This window comes from Pseudomonas glycinis (genome assembly GCF_054871425.1).
In genome coordinates this window covers 355,842-370,889 of the sequence record NZ_JBTYHF010000006.1, presented here as the reverse complement: position 1 = coordinate 370,889, position 15,048 = coordinate 355,842, and the positions used below count along the sequence as shown (strand labels likewise).

Sequence of the window (15,048 nt, the reverse complement as noted above, 5' to 3'; positions counted from 1 at the left end):
CTCTTGTTGTGGTGACCCAACGTTATGCTTTGCGACGACACCCGCCCAATGCTATTAATGCCGCGCCCTATGCACAGGAGGCATTGCCCTTGGAACTGGTTTGGCTTGAGGATTTTTCAGCACTGGCCGAGTACGGCAGCTTTGTCCGGGCCGCCGAAGCGCGCCATGTGACGCAGCCGGCGTTCAGTCGCCGAGTGCGCTCGCTGGAGAACTGGATGGGTGTCGAATTGTTCGTGCGCACCCCGCAAGGCGCGACGTTGACCGAGGCCGGCCGGCAGATTCTGCCCAGCGCCCAGGAAGCGGCAAGACGCCTTTACCGCATGCGCTCCGAGGCCCAGGAAGTGGCTGGCATGGCGGCGAAAACCTTGCAGTTCGCCGCCACTCATTCGCTGTCATTCACCTTCTTCCCACGCTGGTTGCGCAGCGCCGAAAGTGGCGCGCCGATCGATGCGGTTCGCCTGCATTCCGACAGCATGGCCGTGTGCGAACAGATGCTGATTCATGGCCAGGTGCAGTTCCTGCTATGCCATCGCCACCCCGACGTTCCGCCGTTACTGGCGCCGGATCAGTTCATTGGCAAGAAGGTTGGCGAGGACGTACTTGTGCCGCTGGCGAGTGCTTCAGCACAGTTCGGCACGTCGCCTGAAACCCTGCCCTATCTGGCCTACACCCACGAATCGGGCCTGGGCCGAATCGTCGCCCACAGGTTGCATGGCAAGGCTGATTATCTGCACTTGAAACCGTTGTTCAGCAGCCACTTGGCCGCAGTGCTGATGTCGATGGCGCTGGAAAGCAAAGGCGTGGCCTGGCTGCCAAAAAGCCTGACCGAACAGGAAATGGCTGATGGGCGTCTGGTCAGGGCACTGGATGAAAGTTGGGATATTCCACTGGAAATACACCTGACTCGCCCGACGGCACCGATCAGCCCTTCGGCCGAGGAATTCTGGGCGAAGCTGGGCGGCTGACACCGCTAGCGATAACGGGCAGATGCTCAATCCACCCGGTTCAACTGCGGTAGCTTCCATTTATCGGACAGCACATCTTCCCTGGGCTGATACAGGCGCAACAGCACATAAAAGCCGCCCTTGGGCGCCGGCAACCAGTTGGCTGCGTGCTCGCCTGTTGGCTTGTCATGCGAGATCGGAATGGTGATCGAGCCGTCTGCGGCGACCTTCAGGCCTTGGGTGTCGGTGCCGACCTTGTAGCGGTTGATCGGGTTGTCGACGAGCATTTTGTCGTTGGCGTCGTACATGGTGAGCGACCAGAAGGCGTCGACCGGCGGCGCTGAGGCCAGCTTGATTTCGTAGCGATGAGCCCCTGTGAGCGGCTGATTCTTGCTATCGGTGAAGCGGATCGGGTACATCGCTTCGCGTTCACCCTGGCCGCCGAGATAAGGCCCCGCGACCATCGCGCGCAATGGGTAGTTGTAGCCGAAGCTGTCGAGACCGGTCACCCAGTTCCAGCCGTTGCGAATCGACGAAGTGCTGGCCAGCGAGGCAATGGCCACGTACGGCGCGACCTTCAAACCTTCTTCCAGGCCTTTGCGCGTGGCCGGATCGAGTTTTTCCGGCGAGAAGCCTTTGTCGGTCAGACCGATACGGGCGAACTGGACGAACAACGCCGCGTCGGCCGGCTTCACCGGGTTATCCTTCAATGCCGCGGCCAGTTCCGTGAAGAAGCCCAGCGAATCTTCCGTCTGCGGTAATGCTGGCAGGGTCTGGGCGGCCGGTGCCTTGCCGCTGAGGGGCGCGACACTGAACTGCTTCTGCAACGCCAGAATCGGTGCAACGTCTTCGCCCTGCTTGACCTGCATGCGGCCCCATAACCAGATTTTTCCGGTCGAAACGTCAAGGCGCTTGGCATCCTTGGGCAACTCGCCTGTCCAGCCCGGCGGCACCAGCACAAACTTGCCGGCCCGGGTGCCCGTAGTGCGCCGCCCGACGTAGTGCTCCAGTTCCTGCCACATGTTGAACACATCGACCACGTAATAACGGTCCTGCGTATCAGGCACGCTGAGTACGTAGGGCTCGGTCAGATCAAGCACGGCGCTCATGTAATAGGTGTCGTTGTTGGCGGTGGGCATGTCCTTGGCCGACGGTGAGGCCAAAGCTGTGGCCCAGCCGATCTGATTAAGACCGGCGCGATAACTGGTGGCGGGCTTGGGACTCGGAACGCTGGTGTACTCGCGCGCTACCCGTTCCATGCGCACCAGCGGATAACCCCAGTTGTAAGCCGAAATCGCCAGGCTGTAGCCATCGGCGTGCATGCCTTTTTCGACAGCGTCGGGTGTCGCCGGCGTGCTGAGCAGCAAATCCGGTGCCGCGGCCTGCGCCGGCATCACGCCGCCCAGTGCAACACAGAGTGGCAGGGCACAAAACAGCAGCTTGCGAGGTGGGGACATGATCAGAATCCTTTCACGGAGATCGACGTGCCGAAAACCGGCCGATTGACTGAGGCGTGAAAGAACCGTAGGCACAGAGTCGGCAGCCGTCAAACTGATGCGCGGGAATATTCATGTGGGCGACAGCTGGATGGCCGGATCGAAAAGCCGCCCCGTTCAGAGGCGGGTGACGAGCACTTTTTGGGGTCGACTTGATTCCGGCGGCGCGGCAGCCCCTCACCCCAGCCCTCTCCCGAGGGAGAGGGAGCCGATTCGGGTGCTGTTCTAGAACTGAGTTCGACTCGGTATTTCAGGTCGGCGAATTTCTCTGCTAAACCACTCGGTCGGTCCCCTCTCCCTCCGAGGAGAATAAGAGAGCCGATTTGGGTGCTGTTCAAAACCTGAGTTCGACCCGGTATTTCAGGTCGGCGAATTTCTACTGAACACCTCGGTCAGTCCCCTCTCCCCCCGGGAGAGGGTTAGGGTGAGGGGCTTTTGGCCTTTGACTCGATTTATGCGACCGTGAGCCCCGTCCATAGCTCCGAAACCGCCCAAAGTCGCTCAGCCAGCTCAGCATCCGCCGCCCATTTCGCAACACCCTTGCGGCCTGCTTCCGGTTCATTGATCGGCGCAACATTGCAGTCTTCGCAATACACGCCACCCAAATCCGCAAGCAACGCACTTGTCGCACACCACAACCCCGTCGCCGCGCCCTGCTCCAGCGTTTTCAGCCCGTTGTGGGCATCCAACCGTGGTCGACCGTGTTCATCCACGGCGTCGAATGCGGCAAGTTCCGCCGTGCTCAAGTGCCGTGCCAGATCCGTCAGAATCTGCCCTGGATGCAATGAAAACGCGCGAACGCCATGACTGCGCCCGCGACGATCGAGCGCCATGGCGAACAAGGCATTGGCCGTTTTCGACTGGCCATAGGCGACCCATTTGTCATACGGCCGTTGCAGGAAATCGATGTCATCAAAGTCGACTCCGGCAATCTGATGCCCGCGCGATGACACCGACAGCACCCGCGCCTGTCCAGCCTTGACCAGCGCGGGCCAGAGGCCGCAGGTCAGGCGGTAATGACCGAGATGGTTGGTCGCGAACTGGCTTTCATGGCCATCGGCATCGCGCAGCAACGGCGCGGCCATGATTCCGGCGCAGTTGATCAGCAATGACACTGGCTGACCCGCGCTGACCACGCTGTGGCTGAACGCCGCCACCGACTCGGCCTGCATGAGGTCCATGGGCATCACGCGGACACCGTCCACTCCAGCCAATGCAGCCTCAGCTCGCGCGGTATCTCTGGCCGGCACGATAATTTGCGCCCCTGCCGCCGCGAGGCTTTTTACCGTCAGCAGACCGAGGCCGGAATAGCCGCCGGTGACCACAGCGAGCTGCCCGCGCAGATCGATGCCCGCCATGACTTCAGCCGCTGTGCTGGCGGCGTTGAACGGTGATTGCACAGGTTGTTGAAGCGTGGCCATGGGCGTAATCCTGAGTGAGCTATCGAAGGCCTTCATTCTTGGCTAAGCTCTCGGGATGAACCAGTCTGATAAATCCAGGTTTCTGTCGTGATCATCCAAAATCCTGCTGGCGACCCACTTTCTGCCGTATTGGCACTCTCGGAACTGCGCGCAGCCTGCTCGGTTCGCTTGCAAGCGGGCGGTGTCTGGGCGCTGCGTTTCCAACCCATCGAACTTAAATTCAACGTTGTGCGACGAGGCGAATGCTGGCTGCGCATGCAAGGCGTGCCGGCGCGCCTGTTGCAGGCCGGCGACTGTTTTGTGGTGTCGCGCACGCCGTTCATTCTGGCCAGCGGCCCCGACATCGAGGCGGTGAATGCAGCGGAGGTTTTTGCCCATGACGGCGCCTCGGCGACCTTTGGCGTCGGCGAGGAAGTCGAGTTGCTGGGCGGCAGTGTGTCGCTATCGGGACCCGGTGCAACCGAACTGCTCGACGTGCTGCCGACCTCGCTGATCATTCGCGCCGAGGCCACAGGCGCCTCGTCGTTCGGTTGGCTGCTGGATGAACTGGAGCGCGAGTGGCCATCCCATCAGGCCGGCTCGCAGGCGATGTGCAACGACCTGCTGCGGCTGATCTTCATCCATGCGCTGCGCCATCACATCAACAGCGCGGATGCCGAACAATTGGCCTGGCTGGGCGGGCTACGGGAACCGGCGATTGCCGGCGTCTTACGCGCCGTTCACGGTGCCCCGGAAAAACCTTGGCGCCTGACGCAAATGGCCGAGATGGCCTGCATGTCGCGATCGGGTTTCGCCGCGTTATTCAAAAATTGCATGGGTGTAGCGCCGGTCGAGTACGCCACGCGCTGGCGGATGCGCGTCGCCGCGTTTCGCTTGCGCAATGGCCGGGACACTGTGGCGACCGTTGCTGCTTCACTGGGCTATCTGTCCGACGCGGCGTTTGGCGCTGCATTCCGCCGCGTGCACGGAATATCGCCGGGGCAATACCGGCGCGATCCACTCCTGTAGCCCAACGATCGAGGTTATGATCGCGACACCCGCCGCCAAGGACATCCGCCGATGCCTGCCATGAAAACCCGCCCCACCCCCGCGCCATTGCTCAAGCCCGGCGAAACCGTGGTGCTGTTCGATGGCGTGTGCAAACTGTGCAACGGCTGGGCGCGGTTTCTGATTCGCCATGACCACCAGCGCCATGTGCGTCTGGCGACCGTGCAATCGCCCGAGGGCCAGGCCTTGCTGGCGTGGGCCGGTTTGCCCCTGGACGAGTTCGACACCATGGCGGTGATCCGCGACCGCAATTATTGGGAGCGATCAGATGCATTCCTGGAAGTGGTCGGGCAACTGCCAATGCGCTGGCAGCCGCTGAAACTGCTGCGCATCTTCCCGCGTCGTCTGCGCGACTGGGCTTACGATCGCATCGCGCTGAACCGCTATCGGCTGTTCGGCAAGTACGACACTTGTCTGCTGCCGACTGCGGATCATGAAAGCCGTTTTCTAAAAGCCCACGGCTGACCCGATCAGTTGCAGCGGCGTCATCTTCGTCACCATCATCAGCACGATGACAAACATTCCGGCGAACCCGGCGACGCCCATCCAGAACCACCAGCGGTACGTGCTCGCGTAGCGATCATCCAGAGGCAGGCTACCTTCGCCCGCGCTCAGCGCCATGCTCTGCAAACGCTTTTGCAATACCAGCACCGGCAGCCACAACGCGCCGACACAGAAGAAAATGATCAGCGAAGTCAGCAGCCATTCGGTGCTCATCGAAAGCCCCGAGAGCCGCATCAGCAGGTAGCCGGTAATGACCTGCACAAACCCGGCCGGCGTGGTGATCCACGTATCAAAGCGCACCACCATTCGTGCGACATGGGCGATCACTTGCGGGTTGCCGCTGCGGCTGGCGGCGATCAGGTACAGGTAGGAGCCCATGCCGAAACCAAAGAGGAAAATCGCCGCAATGACGTGCAGGTACTTCAGGCAGAGATAGAGCATCTCAACGCTGTCCCTCGGAGAATTGAACCGAAAGGCTCAAGTTTGCCGGATCGTTGATCGCCGCCAGATATTCATCGACGCTGATTTCGCCAACACACGGCCGCGCGCCAGGTTGCGGTGCATAACCCCGCGCCATTTTGATTGCCAGGGCGACGGCGGCGCAGCTGGGGATTTCCGGGCCTTTGTCATTCAGTGCGGTGAGTTGCGCGGTCATGCTCAGCGGCTGGCCGTCGACGTCGACACCGCGAACATCGATGTACATCGCGCTCTTGCCATCACCGAAGCGTTCGAACCGCGTTCCCAGTCGATGCAGGCGCGCCGCCCAGCGCGCATGATCGCGCACCAGACCGAAGCGCAAGGCTTGCGCGAGCAAGGCGTTGGCGACACCGCCGAGCTTCAGGCCGGCGCCTGCCTTGAAGCGCAGCGTCTGTGCGCCATAGCGGCGTGCGAAAATATCCATGTCCGGCACATCGACATTGGCCAGCACCCGCTTGCCCAGTTGCGGCATGCTGCGCAGGGTCAGATCGAGCCAACCCAATACTTCGTGAGCCTGGCCGTTCTTCAACTGTTTGATCGGTTTGCCTGCGTAGGCGAGCACGCCTTCGACCGTGGACAGCCCCGGCATTTTTGCCGAGGAAGAAATGCCATGCTCGATCGAGTCGATTCGCGCAAAACGTGAGCGCTGCTGATCGATGATCGCCGAAGACAAGGTCGGCACCGAACTGCAACCGCTGAGCACGGCCACACCCGCCTCCCTGGCGCGGGCGTCGAGCACATCGATGCCGTTGACGAAGGTGCGGCAGTCAGCCAGATCGCAGTAATTGACCCCGGCGCTGATGCAGCTTTCAGCCACTGCGTAGGATTGCCCCTGAAACGGCCCGCCGGTGTGCACCACCAACTGAATATTCAACGCGCGCAACGCCGCTTGAAAATCCGCGCCCATCGCATCACCGCACCAGCCTTCGCAAGCTCGGCCCGACTGCGCTTGCAGCTCTTCGACCTTGTGTTGCAGCTTGCGTGCATTGCGGCCCGACAGCAGCAGCTCAATCTCTGGCATGAGCGCCAGATGCCGACAAACGATACTGCCGAAATTGCCGTAACCACCGACGACCATCACCCTGAATGCCATTGCCCTGTCCCTGTTCCAGCCCAAACGTGTGGCGCAGAGGATATAGGGCGCAGCGGCGACCAGACATTTATTTTGCAACCGGGTATCACCGCGTCCGCTCGTCCCAGGCAAAAAGAATGAACCCAACGCACCTCTCGCCGCCTAACGCACAGACCATCAGGAGTTAAGCCTATGCAAATCGAAACCGTGTGGATCGTATTGGCGGTCATTCTCGTGCTGATCGAGCTTTGGGCCATCAACCGGGTGCGCAAAAGCGAGGGGAAATCGAGCAATAAAGGCGTGTGGATCGTGCTGATCGTGTTCGTGCCGCTGTTCGGCCTGATCGCCTGGGCGTTGGCGGGGCCCAAGCATATCGGTCGCGGCTCGCCTTCCCAGGCCAGCCGCTAACCAACGACGCAGGCCCGTCTCAAGCATCACCCGCAGCCCGGCTTTTGCCGGGCTTGTTATATGCAATGCCCGCCGCGCGGATTTCTTGCAGGCTGCACGAAAGCATTGTGCCTGCTTCGATGCCAGCCCTTGATTTAGAAGGGTTGCGCTTGATCGGCGAGTTGGCATGAGTCATGCGATAGCCTCTTCCTGAATACACAGCAGGGCGAAAAAAAGAACGCTGTGTTCAATCCGTGAAAAGCAGAGGCCTCAAAAATGAATGCTATCGACCTTCTCAAAGCCGACCATGAAAAAGTCAAAGCCATCCTCAGCCAACTGAGTGAGTCCACCGACCGCGCGCTGAAAAAACGCGTCGAGTTGCTGGGCAAACTGGAAATGGAAATCACCATCCACACCCGCCTCGAAGAAGAGATTCTCTATCCTGCGTTCAAGGAAGCCGGCAGCAAGGAAGAAGACATCATGTATTACGAAGCCAAGGAAGAGCACCGCACCGTGGATTCGCTGGTACTGCCTGATCTGAAAGAAACCGATCCAGGCACCCCGGAATTTGCCGGTCGGGTCAAAGTGGTCAAGGAATTGCTGGAGCACCACATCGAAGAGGAAGAACAGGAAATGTTCCCGAAAGCGCAGAAGCTTCTGGGCAAGGCAAAACTCGAGGAGCTGGGTGCGCAAATGGAAGCCATGAAGGCAAACCACAAAAAGGAAATGGCGGCCAACAAGATCGCCGCGTAAAGCGCTGAAGACACCAAAGCCCGGCAGCGATGCCGGGCTTTTTTGTGCGCCCAAATTGGCACTCGCTCTCACATTGGATATTTGGCGTTCGGGAGTTTCTGAGCAAGCCACGAAACCTGTGGGAGCGAGCCTGCTCGCGAAGGCGTCAGGTCAACCAGATCATCCATGACTGACACTGCGCTTTCGCGAGCAGGCTCGCTCCCACAGGGTCAGTGTCGGTCTTGATGCAGGTTGTGCTCAAACCGCCCAAGGTGGCCCGGTCTCGAATTTCGCTTCGATCCACTCCTTGAACGCCACCACCGCCGCCGCTGGAAACCGCGATGACGGCCTGACCAGATAGACGCCGCCCGCCGAATCCAGATGCCAGTCGGGCAGCACGTGAATCAGCCGTCCTGCCGCCAGATCGCGGCTCATCAGCCAGTCGCCGGCACCGAGTATGCCGGCGTCGGCGCGGGCGGCGGCGAGCAGGGATTCGCTGTCGCTGGCGGTCAGGTTGCCGTGTGGCGTGATGGTCTGCACCTCGTTGCCGCGATGCAGGCGCCACAGCGGGAAAGACGCCAGCCCGCTGAAGCGCAGGCAATTGTGCTGCAGCAGGTCCTGCGGGGTTTGCGGCATGCCGTGGGCCTCGATGTAGGCCGGCGATGCGCAGAGAATCCGTCGATGGTCACTGAGCTTCTTCGCGATCAGCCGATTGTCCTCAAGCTCGCCGATGCGAATAGCCGCGTCGAAGCCCTGCTCGATGATGTCGACGAGGCCTTCGCTGTAATCGGCCACCAGAGAAACCTGCGGATGGGCCTTGAGAAATTCCGGCAGCAGCGGCCCCAGCCACAAGCGCCCCATCGCCGCCGGCAACGCCAGGCGCAGGGTGCCGCGCACTTCGCTGGCGCCCTGCACCGCTTGCTGCTGCGCTTCGTTCATCAACTCGACGGCTGCGCGCAGGCGCTGTTCGAGTTGCAGGCCAGCCTCGGTGATACGCACGTGTCGCGTCGAGCGCTCCACCAACCGCACGCCCAGTCGCTTTTCCATCGCCGCAAGGCGCTTGGAAACGATGGTCGGATGACGCTGCAACAAACGCCCCGCCGCGACAAACGAGCCTTGCGCGGCGACGGCCAGGAAAGCAGCGATCTCATCGCTGTGCGGGTTGCTCAGAACATCCAGATTCATGGTTTTAAAATGATCGCCCCTGATGATCGGCCCGATTCAAGATCGGCGTGCGCTTGTGCCGCGTCAGCCAATGAATAACGCGCGCGAATTTGCGGCGTGATGATACCGGCGGCAACAGCGGCCAGCACATCTTGCGCGCGCTCCTGATATTCAGCTGTCGTGGCGGTGTGCGCGGCCAGCGACGGACGGGTCAGGAACAGCGAGCCCTTGGCGTTCAGCGTGGCCATTTCCACCGCCGCCGGCGCGCCGGTCTGCGCGCCGAACGAGACCATCAATCCGCGTGGGCGCAAGCTGTCCAGCGAGGCCTGAAAAGACACCCGACCAATCGGGTCATATACCACATCGACCTTGCGCCCCTCGGTGATACGCACCACATCGGCGGCGAGAGTCTCGGCATCGAACACCAGTACTTCGTCACAACCGGACGCGCGCGCCTTGTCGACACTGGCCTGCTTCGACACCACACCGATCACCCTTGCGCCAAGGTGTTTGGCCCATGGCACCATGATTTCCCCCAGACCTCCCGCGACGCCGTAAACCAGCATTGTCGTGCCCGGCCCGACCGGGTAAGTCGCCTTCAGCAGATACTGCGCGGTGATGCCTTTAAACAACACCGCCGCCGCATCTTCGAACGACAACTCATCGGGGATCTTCACCAGCCGCTCTGCCGGAAACAGCCGCGCCGAGGCGTAACCGCCCAAGGGGCCGGTGGCGTAAGCGACCCGATCACCGACGCGGACATTGCTCACACCGGCACCGACCGCCGCCACCCGACCCGCGCCTTCCAGCCCCAGCCCCGACGGCAACGCCACGGGCACTGCACCTTTGCGCTGGCTGACATCCAGGTAATTGACGCCCACCGCCGCTTGCTCCAGCCAGACCTCGCCGGACCCGGGGGCCTGTTCGCTGACAGCGTGCAATTGCAGGACATCCGGTGCGCCCGTTGCGGTGAAGCGGATTGCGTTGGCCATGGTCATCTCCATTCATTTGTTAAGCGTTGAGCTCAGTCTGAAAGCGCAGCATTTAACGAACAACCCAGCCTGAATGCAGTTCATTGCTGCAAAGGCTGCAGCAATACACACATAAAAAAGGAGCGGCACGTGCTGCCGCTCCTCTTTCAACAATCAATCGAACGCGCCGTTGAGCACCTCGTAGATCAGCCCGGTGGCCAGCGCAACGAGAATGAGGTCAGTGCCCGCCTGTCGCCATTCGTAGCCGTCATAACGAGGCAGATGTTCGAGCATTCGCCCGTCCAGCTTCTTGGCGATGCCCGGGGGCAAGGGTTTACCCCGCGCCAGATTCTTTTGAATACCCGGCGGCAGCGGCGGCCCCGGATTCCAGTATTCGCCGCGATAACCATCGATGATGCCGAGAATATTGCCGCGATCGAAACTCGGGCCGCCACCATTGCCAGAGTGTTGCTGGCCCTTGTTGCCATTGCCTTGGCCGCCCCCGCCCTGTTTGCCGTGATCCTGCATGTTTTGCGGTTTGCCCTTGCCGTTCCCCTGGCCGCCCTGACCACCCTGCCCCTTGCCATTGCCGGGGTCGGCCAGTGCCGTCGTGCTGCCGATTACCAGCGCGAGGCAAGACAACGCGGTAATCAATCTGCGAGCTTTTCTCATGTGCGATTCCTTCGGTTGGGGGATGCTCTAGAGTATGGGCGAATGTGCTCAGCTTAGTGGATTTCTTCTTGCTGACCACTCGGCCTTGCGTCAGGATTCCCACCCTCTCCACCCCCGATCGAAAAATCATGAATCGCCAAAAGAAGCTGCAGCAGTTGTTCAAGGAAAAAGCCAAGAAGGCCAACGCCAAACTGGCGCCGAAAAAGCCCAAATACATCTGCAAGGCTGATCGCCTGAAGCTGGAAGACGAAGCCGCGCAGGCTTCAGTGGAAAATACCGAGAGCTGAGTCAGGCTTTTTGCCGCGACGTCAGCCAGGTCATCAGCGCCGCCAGCACCAGCAATGCCGCGCTGGCGAAAAACGTCAGCCGATAGCCACTGCCGTCGAACAGCAGACCACCGATGGTAGAACCCGAGGCAATCGACAACTGCACCACCGCCACCATCAGCCCACCGCCTGCTTCGGCATCGTCGGGCAGCGTGCGCGCCAGCCACGACCACCAGCCTACCGGCGCCGCCGTGGCGATCAATCCCCACAAGCCCAGCAACACGAACGTCGCGACCACTGAACCGCCCATTCCTATGAGCGCCACCGCGATGATCGCCATTAACAGCGGGATGGCGATCACTACTCTGTACAGACCTGACTTCAGCACCGACCCGATGATCACCGTGCCGATAAACCCGGCCATACCGATGACCAGCAAAATCATCGACAGCATCGAAACGTCGACCCGGGTCACGGTCTCCAGAAACGGTCGCAAGTAGGTGAACAGAACAAACTGGCCCATGAAGAACAGACCTGCGCCGAGCATGCCCAACGCCACCCGGCGGCTTTTGAACAACGCAAAGACATTGGCTGCGCTGGCTTTGCGTGGCGCGGCCGGGAGCGCGGGCAAGCTGATCCACTGCCAAAGCAGCGCAATCAAAGCCACGGGTATCAGGCAGAAAAACGCCCCGCGCCAGCCAATCACACTGCCCAGATAACTGCCCAACGGCGCCGCCACGACGGTCGCCAGGGCATTGCCGCCGTTAAAAATTGCCAATGCCTTGGGCACGCTGGCGGACGGCACCAGACGCATGGCCAACGCCGCTGACATCGACCAGAAGCCGCCAATCACCACACCGATCAATGCGCGGCCAATCATGTACACCGTGTAATTGGGCGCCAGACCCACCACCAAACCGGAGGCGCACATCAGCGCCGTCAACAGCAGCAACAGGCGCTTGCGATCCATCGAGCCGGCGAGTCTGCTGATCGTCAGGCTGGTCAGCACCGCGAACGCGCCGGAGATGGCAATGCCATAGCCGGCCAGGCCTTCACTGATAAGCAAGTCCGTAGCCATTGGCGTGAGCAGACTGACCGGCATGAACTCTGAGGCGATCAGGGCGAAGACGCACAAGGTCATCGCGAACACACCGCTCCAGTACGCCGGTTGTTCGCCGTCAGTGGACGCTTCGATGGGCTGGGCTGTCGGGGTGTCGATTACTTGAGCCGTCATGCGAAAACCTGTCTTGAAGAAGAAATCATCGAGGCACTTCTGCCCCGTTACTCAGGCTGCAAAGCTTGACGGATCAGGCTTAACTTGATTAGTAGCGGTAATCTTCATGTGCTTTTGAGAAAAATTCAGCAATGAGCAACGCCAAAGTCAACGACCTGCAGGCCTTTCTGGCGGTGGCCCAGGAGCAAAGCTTCACCAAGGCTGCCGCCCGCCTCGGCGTCACGCCGTCTGCGCTGAGTCATACGGTGCGCGCGCTGGAGCAGCGTCTGGGTATCCGCTTGCTCGCTCGTACGACGCGCAATGTCTCGCCGACCGAGGCTGGCGAACGCTTGATGCACTCAATTGCGCCGCTGTTCGAGCAGATCAGCGCCGAGCTCGAAGCCCTCGGCGAATTGCGCGACAAGCCCAGCGGTACGATCCGGATTTCCTGCACGGACGATCAGATTGAGTTGTGCATTCGGCCGATGCTTGCAAAGTTTTTGCAGGACTATCCGGATATCACGTTGGAGTTTTACGTCGATTACGGATTTACCAATGTGGTCAAGGAACGCTTCGATGCAGGCATCCGTCTCGGTGAATCGATCAGCAAAGACATGATCGCCGTGCGCATCGGCCCGGACTGGCGCCTGGCCGTGGTGGCCTCGCCAGGTTACTTCGCTCGCCACCCGGCACCCACCACGCCGCACCAGTTGACGGAGCACACCTGCATCAACATCCGCCACCAACCGGCCGGCGCGATTTACGCCTGGGAGTTTGCGCACCAGGGTCAGGACTTCAGCGTGAAGGTCGACGGGCAACTGGTGTTCAACAGCATCATGCATGTGCTCAACGCCGCCGTGGACGGCATCGGCGTGGCGTACGTGCCCGAACAATTGGTCGCGCCGTATCTGGCCGACGGGCGATTGGTGGAAGTGCTGGAAGAATGGTGCCCAACGTTTCAGGGCTATCACTTGTATTACCCGAACAGACGCCAGAGCTCCGCAGCGTTTGCAGCGTTTGTCGAAGCGCTGAAATACAACCGCTGACAAACGCAACTCTTCAATCCAACTCAAATCCCTGTGGGAGCGGGCTTGCCCGCGAAGGCGCCGGCACATTCAAAATCATCATCGCCTGTCACACCGCTTTCGCGAGCAAGCTCGCTCCCACAATGGTCCGGGCAAGTTGACAATCTTCAGCGCAACCAAAATCCCTGTGGGAGCGGGCTTGCCCGCGAAGGCGCCGGCACATTCAAAATCATCATCGCCTGTCACACCGCTTTCGCGAGCAAGCTCGCTCCCACAATGGTCCGGTGCAAGGCCACAATCTTCAGCGCAACCAAAATCCCTGTGGGAGCGGGCTTGCCCGCGAAGGCGCCAGATCAGATACATCCACGTTGAATGACACACCGATATCGCGAGCAAGCTCGCTCCCACAGGGAATGCAGGTGAACAGAAGGCTTCAACCCATCTGAATTTTCCCGCCAACCTGCCCCCTAAATTCTGAGCGGTCGATACACGTCCGCCGATGCAAGGAGGGTCAGCATGCATGTCGGATAACCAAACGCCTTTGCCGCGCAACACACAGGAATCCACCCAAACATTATTGAGCCGTTTGCTCATGGCACGCGGGCCCGGCGGTCAGGAGGACGAGGTCCGGGCGATCTGCATGGAAGAACTGCGGCGCCATTGCGACGAGGTCTGGACCGATCGGGCCGGCAATGTCATCGGCCTGCTCAAGGGCCGCGAACCCGATCCGGACGGCGAGCACGCTGTGCGCATCATGGGCCACATGGACGAGATCGCCATGCTGGTCAAACGCGTCGAGCCGGACGGTACGTTGCGGGTGGTTGCCCTCGGCGGTGCGAATCCGGTGAATTTCGGAGTGTGTCCGGTGGATATTCTCGGCGATGCGCAAACCCTGCCCGGCGTGCTCTCATTCGGCTCGATGCACGCCACCACAGGTTCGCCGCAGGGCCAGGATGTGATGAGCGGCGCGGTGGAGTGGAAAGACGTGCACATCATCACCCGCCACGACCCGCAAGCTCTGCAAAACATGGGCGTGCGTCCTGGTACTCGGGTTGTGCTCAGCCAGCACTGGCGTACGCCGTTCCGGGTCGGCGATGCCACCGCTGCGCATTTTCTCGATGACCGCGCGCCTGTCGTCGCCATGCTCCAGGCCGCCGAGCAACTCAAGCGCAGCCCGACCGAATTGGCGCACGACACCTACTTTGTCTTCACCACCCTCGAAGAAGAAAGCAACGCCGGCGCAATGTACGCCGCTGCGCACCTGCCCGGCGACACCACAATCGCGGTGGAAGTCGGCCCGGTGATGAGCGAGTACGCAACGCGATTGAGCGTCGACCCGATCATCGATACCGGCGACCAGAAAGGCTATTACTCGCGCGGCGTGGTCATGGCCTTGGCCGACGCAGCAAAGCGTTGCGGCTTCGATCCACAGTTCGCCCTGCTGGTGGACTTCGCCTCCGACGCCAGCGCGGTGATGAGCTCAGGCATCAGCGCCCAGGCCGGATGCATCGCAATCCCGACCGAGAATACCCATGGGTTCGAACTGGTCGTGGATGGCGCGATTGAAGCGTGCGCGCAGACGTTGGTCGAATATTTGAAAGGCCTGCAGAATGAGGTATCGACCTGACCCGCAGTCCAATAAAAAGGGAGGCCCATT

The 15,048-nt window shown here is 60.9% G+C and carries 17 protein-coding genes; 8 read left to right on the top strand and 9 right to left on the bottom strand.

Translation table 11 applies throughout. From position 1 onward, the window contains the following. Positions 1-89 precede the first annotated feature (89 nt). Positions 90-965, top strand: coding sequence for a LysR family transcriptional regulator (locus ACYSTU_RS16950; protein WP_041480547.1), 876 nt, complete (start codon positions 90-92; stop codon positions 963-965). Positions 966-991: 26 nt separating this feature from the next. On the opposite strand, the gene ACYSTU_RS16945 is transcribed toward ACYSTU_RS16950, so the two are convergent. After that, positions 992-2,401: a DUF1254 domain-containing protein gene (locus ACYSTU_RS16945; protein ID WP_499000225.1), complete on the bottom strand. Its 1,410-nt coding sequence runs from the start codon at positions 2,399-2,401 to the stop codon at positions 992-994. A 491-nt stretch (positions 2,402-2,892) separates the two neighbouring features. After that, on the bottom strand, positions 2,893-3,861 hold the full coding sequence (locus ACYSTU_RS16940; protein ID WP_499000222.1) for an oxidoreductase: 969 nt from the start codon (positions 3,859-3,861) through the stop codon (positions 2,893-2,895). Positions 3,862-3,948: 87 nt separating this feature from the next. On the opposite strand from ACYSTU_RS16940, the gene ACYSTU_RS16935 reads away from it, so the two are divergent. Together ACYSTU_RS16935 and ACYSTU_RS16930 are read left to right on the top strand one after the other, a co-directional pair. Beyond that, the gene (locus ACYSTU_RS16935; RefSeq protein WP_499000219.1) at positions 3,949-4,869 is read left to right on the top strand and encodes an AraC family transcriptional regulator; all 921 of its coding nucleotides are present in this window, start codon (positions 3,949-3,951) and stop codon (positions 4,867-4,869) included. Between the two features lie 51 nt (positions 4,870-4,920). Next, positions 4,921-5,373, top strand: coding sequence for a thiol-disulfide oxidoreductase DCC family protein (locus tag ACYSTU_RS16930; protein WP_056784876.1), 453 nt, complete (start codon positions 4,921-4,923; stop codon positions 5,371-5,373). Here ACYSTU_RS16930 and ACYSTU_RS16925 read toward each other — a convergent pair. Beyond that, positions 5,356-5,853: a DUF2269 family protein gene (locus tag ACYSTU_RS16925; RefSeq protein WP_122601640.1), complete on the bottom strand. Its 498-nt coding sequence runs from the start codon at positions 5,851-5,853 to the stop codon at positions 5,356-5,358. The two genes, ACYSTU_RS16930 and ACYSTU_RS16925, sit on opposite strands and share 18 nt — an antisense overlap. Position 5,854: 1 nt before the next feature. After that, a complete protein-coding gene (locus ACYSTU_RS16920) occupies positions 5,855-6,982 on the bottom strand; it encodes a saccharopine dehydrogenase family protein (protein WP_499000215.1) in 1,128 nt (375 codons plus the stop codon). Positions 6,983-7,153: 171 nt separating this feature from the next. On the opposite strand from ACYSTU_RS16920, the gene ACYSTU_RS16915 reads away from it, so the two are divergent. Then, entirely contained in the window at positions 7,154-7,369 is a 216-nt protein-coding gene (locus ACYSTU_RS16915; RefSeq protein ID WP_016774306.1) for a PLD nuclease N-terminal domain-containing protein, read from the top strand. Positions 7,370-7,388: 19 nt separating this feature from the next. On the opposite strand, the gene ACYSTU_RS16910 is transcribed toward ACYSTU_RS16915, so the two are convergent. Then, complete coding sequence (locus ACYSTU_RS16910) at positions 7,389-7,544, bottom strand: hypothetical protein (protein ID WP_177434000.1); 156 nt, start codon at positions 7,542-7,544, stop codon at positions 7,389-7,391. Positions 7,545-7,624: 80 nt separating this feature from the next. On the opposite strand from ACYSTU_RS16910, the gene ACYSTU_RS16905 reads away from it, so the two are divergent. Then, the gene (locus tag ACYSTU_RS16905; RefSeq protein WP_499000211.1) at positions 7,625-8,101 is read left to right on the top strand and encodes a PA2171 family ribosome-binding persister protein; all 477 of its coding nucleotides are present in this window, start codon (positions 7,625-7,627) and stop codon (positions 8,099-8,101) included. A 237-nt stretch (positions 8,102-8,338) separates the two neighbouring features. Here the strand turns inward: ACYSTU_RS16905 and ACYSTU_RS16900 are convergent, their stop codons facing one another. The 3 genes from ACYSTU_RS16900 to ACYSTU_RS16890 form a co-directional block, all read right to left on the bottom strand. After that, positions 8,339-9,265 carry a LysR family transcriptional regulator gene (locus tag ACYSTU_RS16900; RefSeq protein ID WP_217850111.1) on the bottom strand — a complete coding sequence of 309 codons (927 nt, stop codon included), beginning with the start codon at positions 9,263-9,265 and terminating at the stop codon, positions 8,339-8,341. Next, on the bottom strand, positions 9,262-10,236 hold the full coding sequence (locus ACYSTU_RS16895) for a quinone oxidoreductase family protein (protein ID WP_499000209.1): 975 nt from the start codon (positions 10,234-10,236) through the stop codon (positions 9,262-9,264). Before ACYSTU_RS16895 ends, ACYSTU_RS16900 begins: the two co-directional genes overlap by 4 nt. 153 nt (positions 10,237-10,389) lie before the next feature. Continuing rightward, positions 10,390-10,887: an anti-virulence regulator CigR family protein gene (locus tag ACYSTU_RS16890; RefSeq protein WP_016774302.1), complete on the bottom strand. Its 498-nt coding sequence runs from the start codon at positions 10,885-10,887 to the stop codon at positions 10,390-10,392. Positions 10,888-11,015: 128 nt separating this feature from the next. Between ACYSTU_RS16890 and ACYSTU_RS16885 the strand changes: the two genes are divergently transcribed. Then, on the top strand, positions 11,016-11,174 hold the full coding sequence (locus ACYSTU_RS16885; protein ID WP_110599120.1) for a DUF2986 domain-containing protein: 159 nt from the start codon (positions 11,016-11,018) through the stop codon (positions 11,172-11,174). Between the two features lies 1 nt (position 11,175). On the opposite strand, the gene ACYSTU_RS16880 is transcribed toward ACYSTU_RS16885, so the two are convergent. Continuing rightward, positions 11,176-12,387, bottom strand: a complete 1,212-nt coding sequence (locus tag ACYSTU_RS16880; RefSeq protein ID WP_499000205.1) for an MFS transporter — start codon at positions 12,385-12,387, stop codon at positions 11,176-11,178. A gap of 131 nt (positions 12,388-12,518) precedes the next feature. Here ACYSTU_RS16880 and ACYSTU_RS16875 point away from each other — a divergent pair, with 131 nt between their 5' ends. Next, positions 12,519-13,412 (top strand): LysR family transcriptional regulator, encoded by an 894-nt coding sequence (locus ACYSTU_RS16875; RefSeq protein WP_476308369.1) that lies wholly within the window; start codon positions 12,519-12,521, stop codon positions 13,410-13,412. A 499-nt stretch (positions 13,413-13,911) separates the two neighbouring features. Further along, positions 13,912-15,018, top strand: coding sequence for a M20/M25/M40 family metallo-hydrolase (locus ACYSTU_RS16870; RefSeq protein WP_499000202.1), 1,107 nt, complete (start codon positions 13,912-13,914; stop codon positions 15,016-15,018). The last annotated feature ends 30 nt before the right edge of the window (positions 15,019-15,048 follow it).

Excerpts from the sequence above, each read along its gene's own strand:
- ACYSTU_RS16945 (WP_499000225.1), bottom strand. The coding sequence starts at position 2,401 with ATGTCCCCACCTCGCAAGCTGCTGTTTTGTGCCCTGCCACTCTGTGTT.
- ACYSTU_RS16940 (WP_499000222.1), bottom strand. The coding sequence starts at position 3,861 with ATGGCCACGCTTCAACAACCTGTGCAATCACCGTTCAACGCCGCCAGC.
- ACYSTU_RS16930 (WP_056784876.1), top strand. The coding sequence starts at position 4,921 with ATGCCTGCCATGAAAACCCGCCCCACCCCCGCGCCATTGCTCAAGCCC.
- ACYSTU_RS16925 (WP_122601640.1), bottom strand. The coding sequence starts at position 5,853 with ATGCTCTATCTCTGCCTGAAGTACCTGCACGTCATTGCGGCGATTTTC.
- ACYSTU_RS16920 (WP_499000215.1), bottom strand. The coding sequence starts at position 6,982 with ATGGCATTCAGGGTGATGGTCGTCGGTGGTTACGGCAATTTCGGCAGT.
- ACYSTU_RS16915 (WP_016774306.1), top strand. The coding sequence starts at position 7,154 with ATGCAAATCGAAACCGTGTGGATCGTATTGGCGGTCATTCTCGTGCTG.
- ACYSTU_RS16910 (WP_177434000.1), bottom strand. The coding sequence starts at position 7,544 with ATGACTCATGCCAACTCGCCGATCAAGCGCAACCCTTCTAAATCAAGG.
- ACYSTU_RS16905 (WP_499000211.1), top strand. The coding sequence starts at position 7,625 with ATGAATGCTATCGACCTTCTCAAAGCCGACCATGAAAAAGTCAAAGCC.
- ACYSTU_RS16900 (WP_217850111.1), bottom strand. The coding sequence starts at position 9,265 with ATGAATCTGGATGTTCTGAGCAACCCGCACAGCGATGAGATCGCTGCT.
- ACYSTU_RS16895 (WP_499000209.1), bottom strand. The coding sequence starts at position 10,236 with ATGGCCAACGCAATCCGCTTCACCGCAACGGGCGCACCGGATGTCCTG.
- ACYSTU_RS16890 (WP_016774302.1), bottom strand. The coding sequence starts at position 10,887 with ATGAGAAAAGCTCGCAGATTGATTACCGCGTTGTCTTGCCTCGCGCTG.
- ACYSTU_RS16885 (WP_110599120.1), top strand. The coding sequence starts at position 11,016 with ATGAATCGCCAAAAGAAGCTGCAGCAGTTGTTCAAGGAAAAAGCCAAG.
- ACYSTU_RS16880 (WP_499000205.1), bottom strand. The coding sequence starts at position 12,387 with ATGACGGCTCAAGTAATCGACACCCCGACAGCCCAGCCCATCGAAGCG.
- ACYSTU_RS16875 (WP_476308369.1), top strand. The coding sequence starts at position 12,519 with ATGAGCAACGCCAAAGTCAACGACCTGCAGGCCTTTCTGGCGGTGGCC.
- ACYSTU_RS16870 (WP_499000202.1), top strand. The coding sequence starts at position 13,912 with ATGTCGGATAACCAAACGCCTTTGCCGCGCAACACACAGGAATCCACC.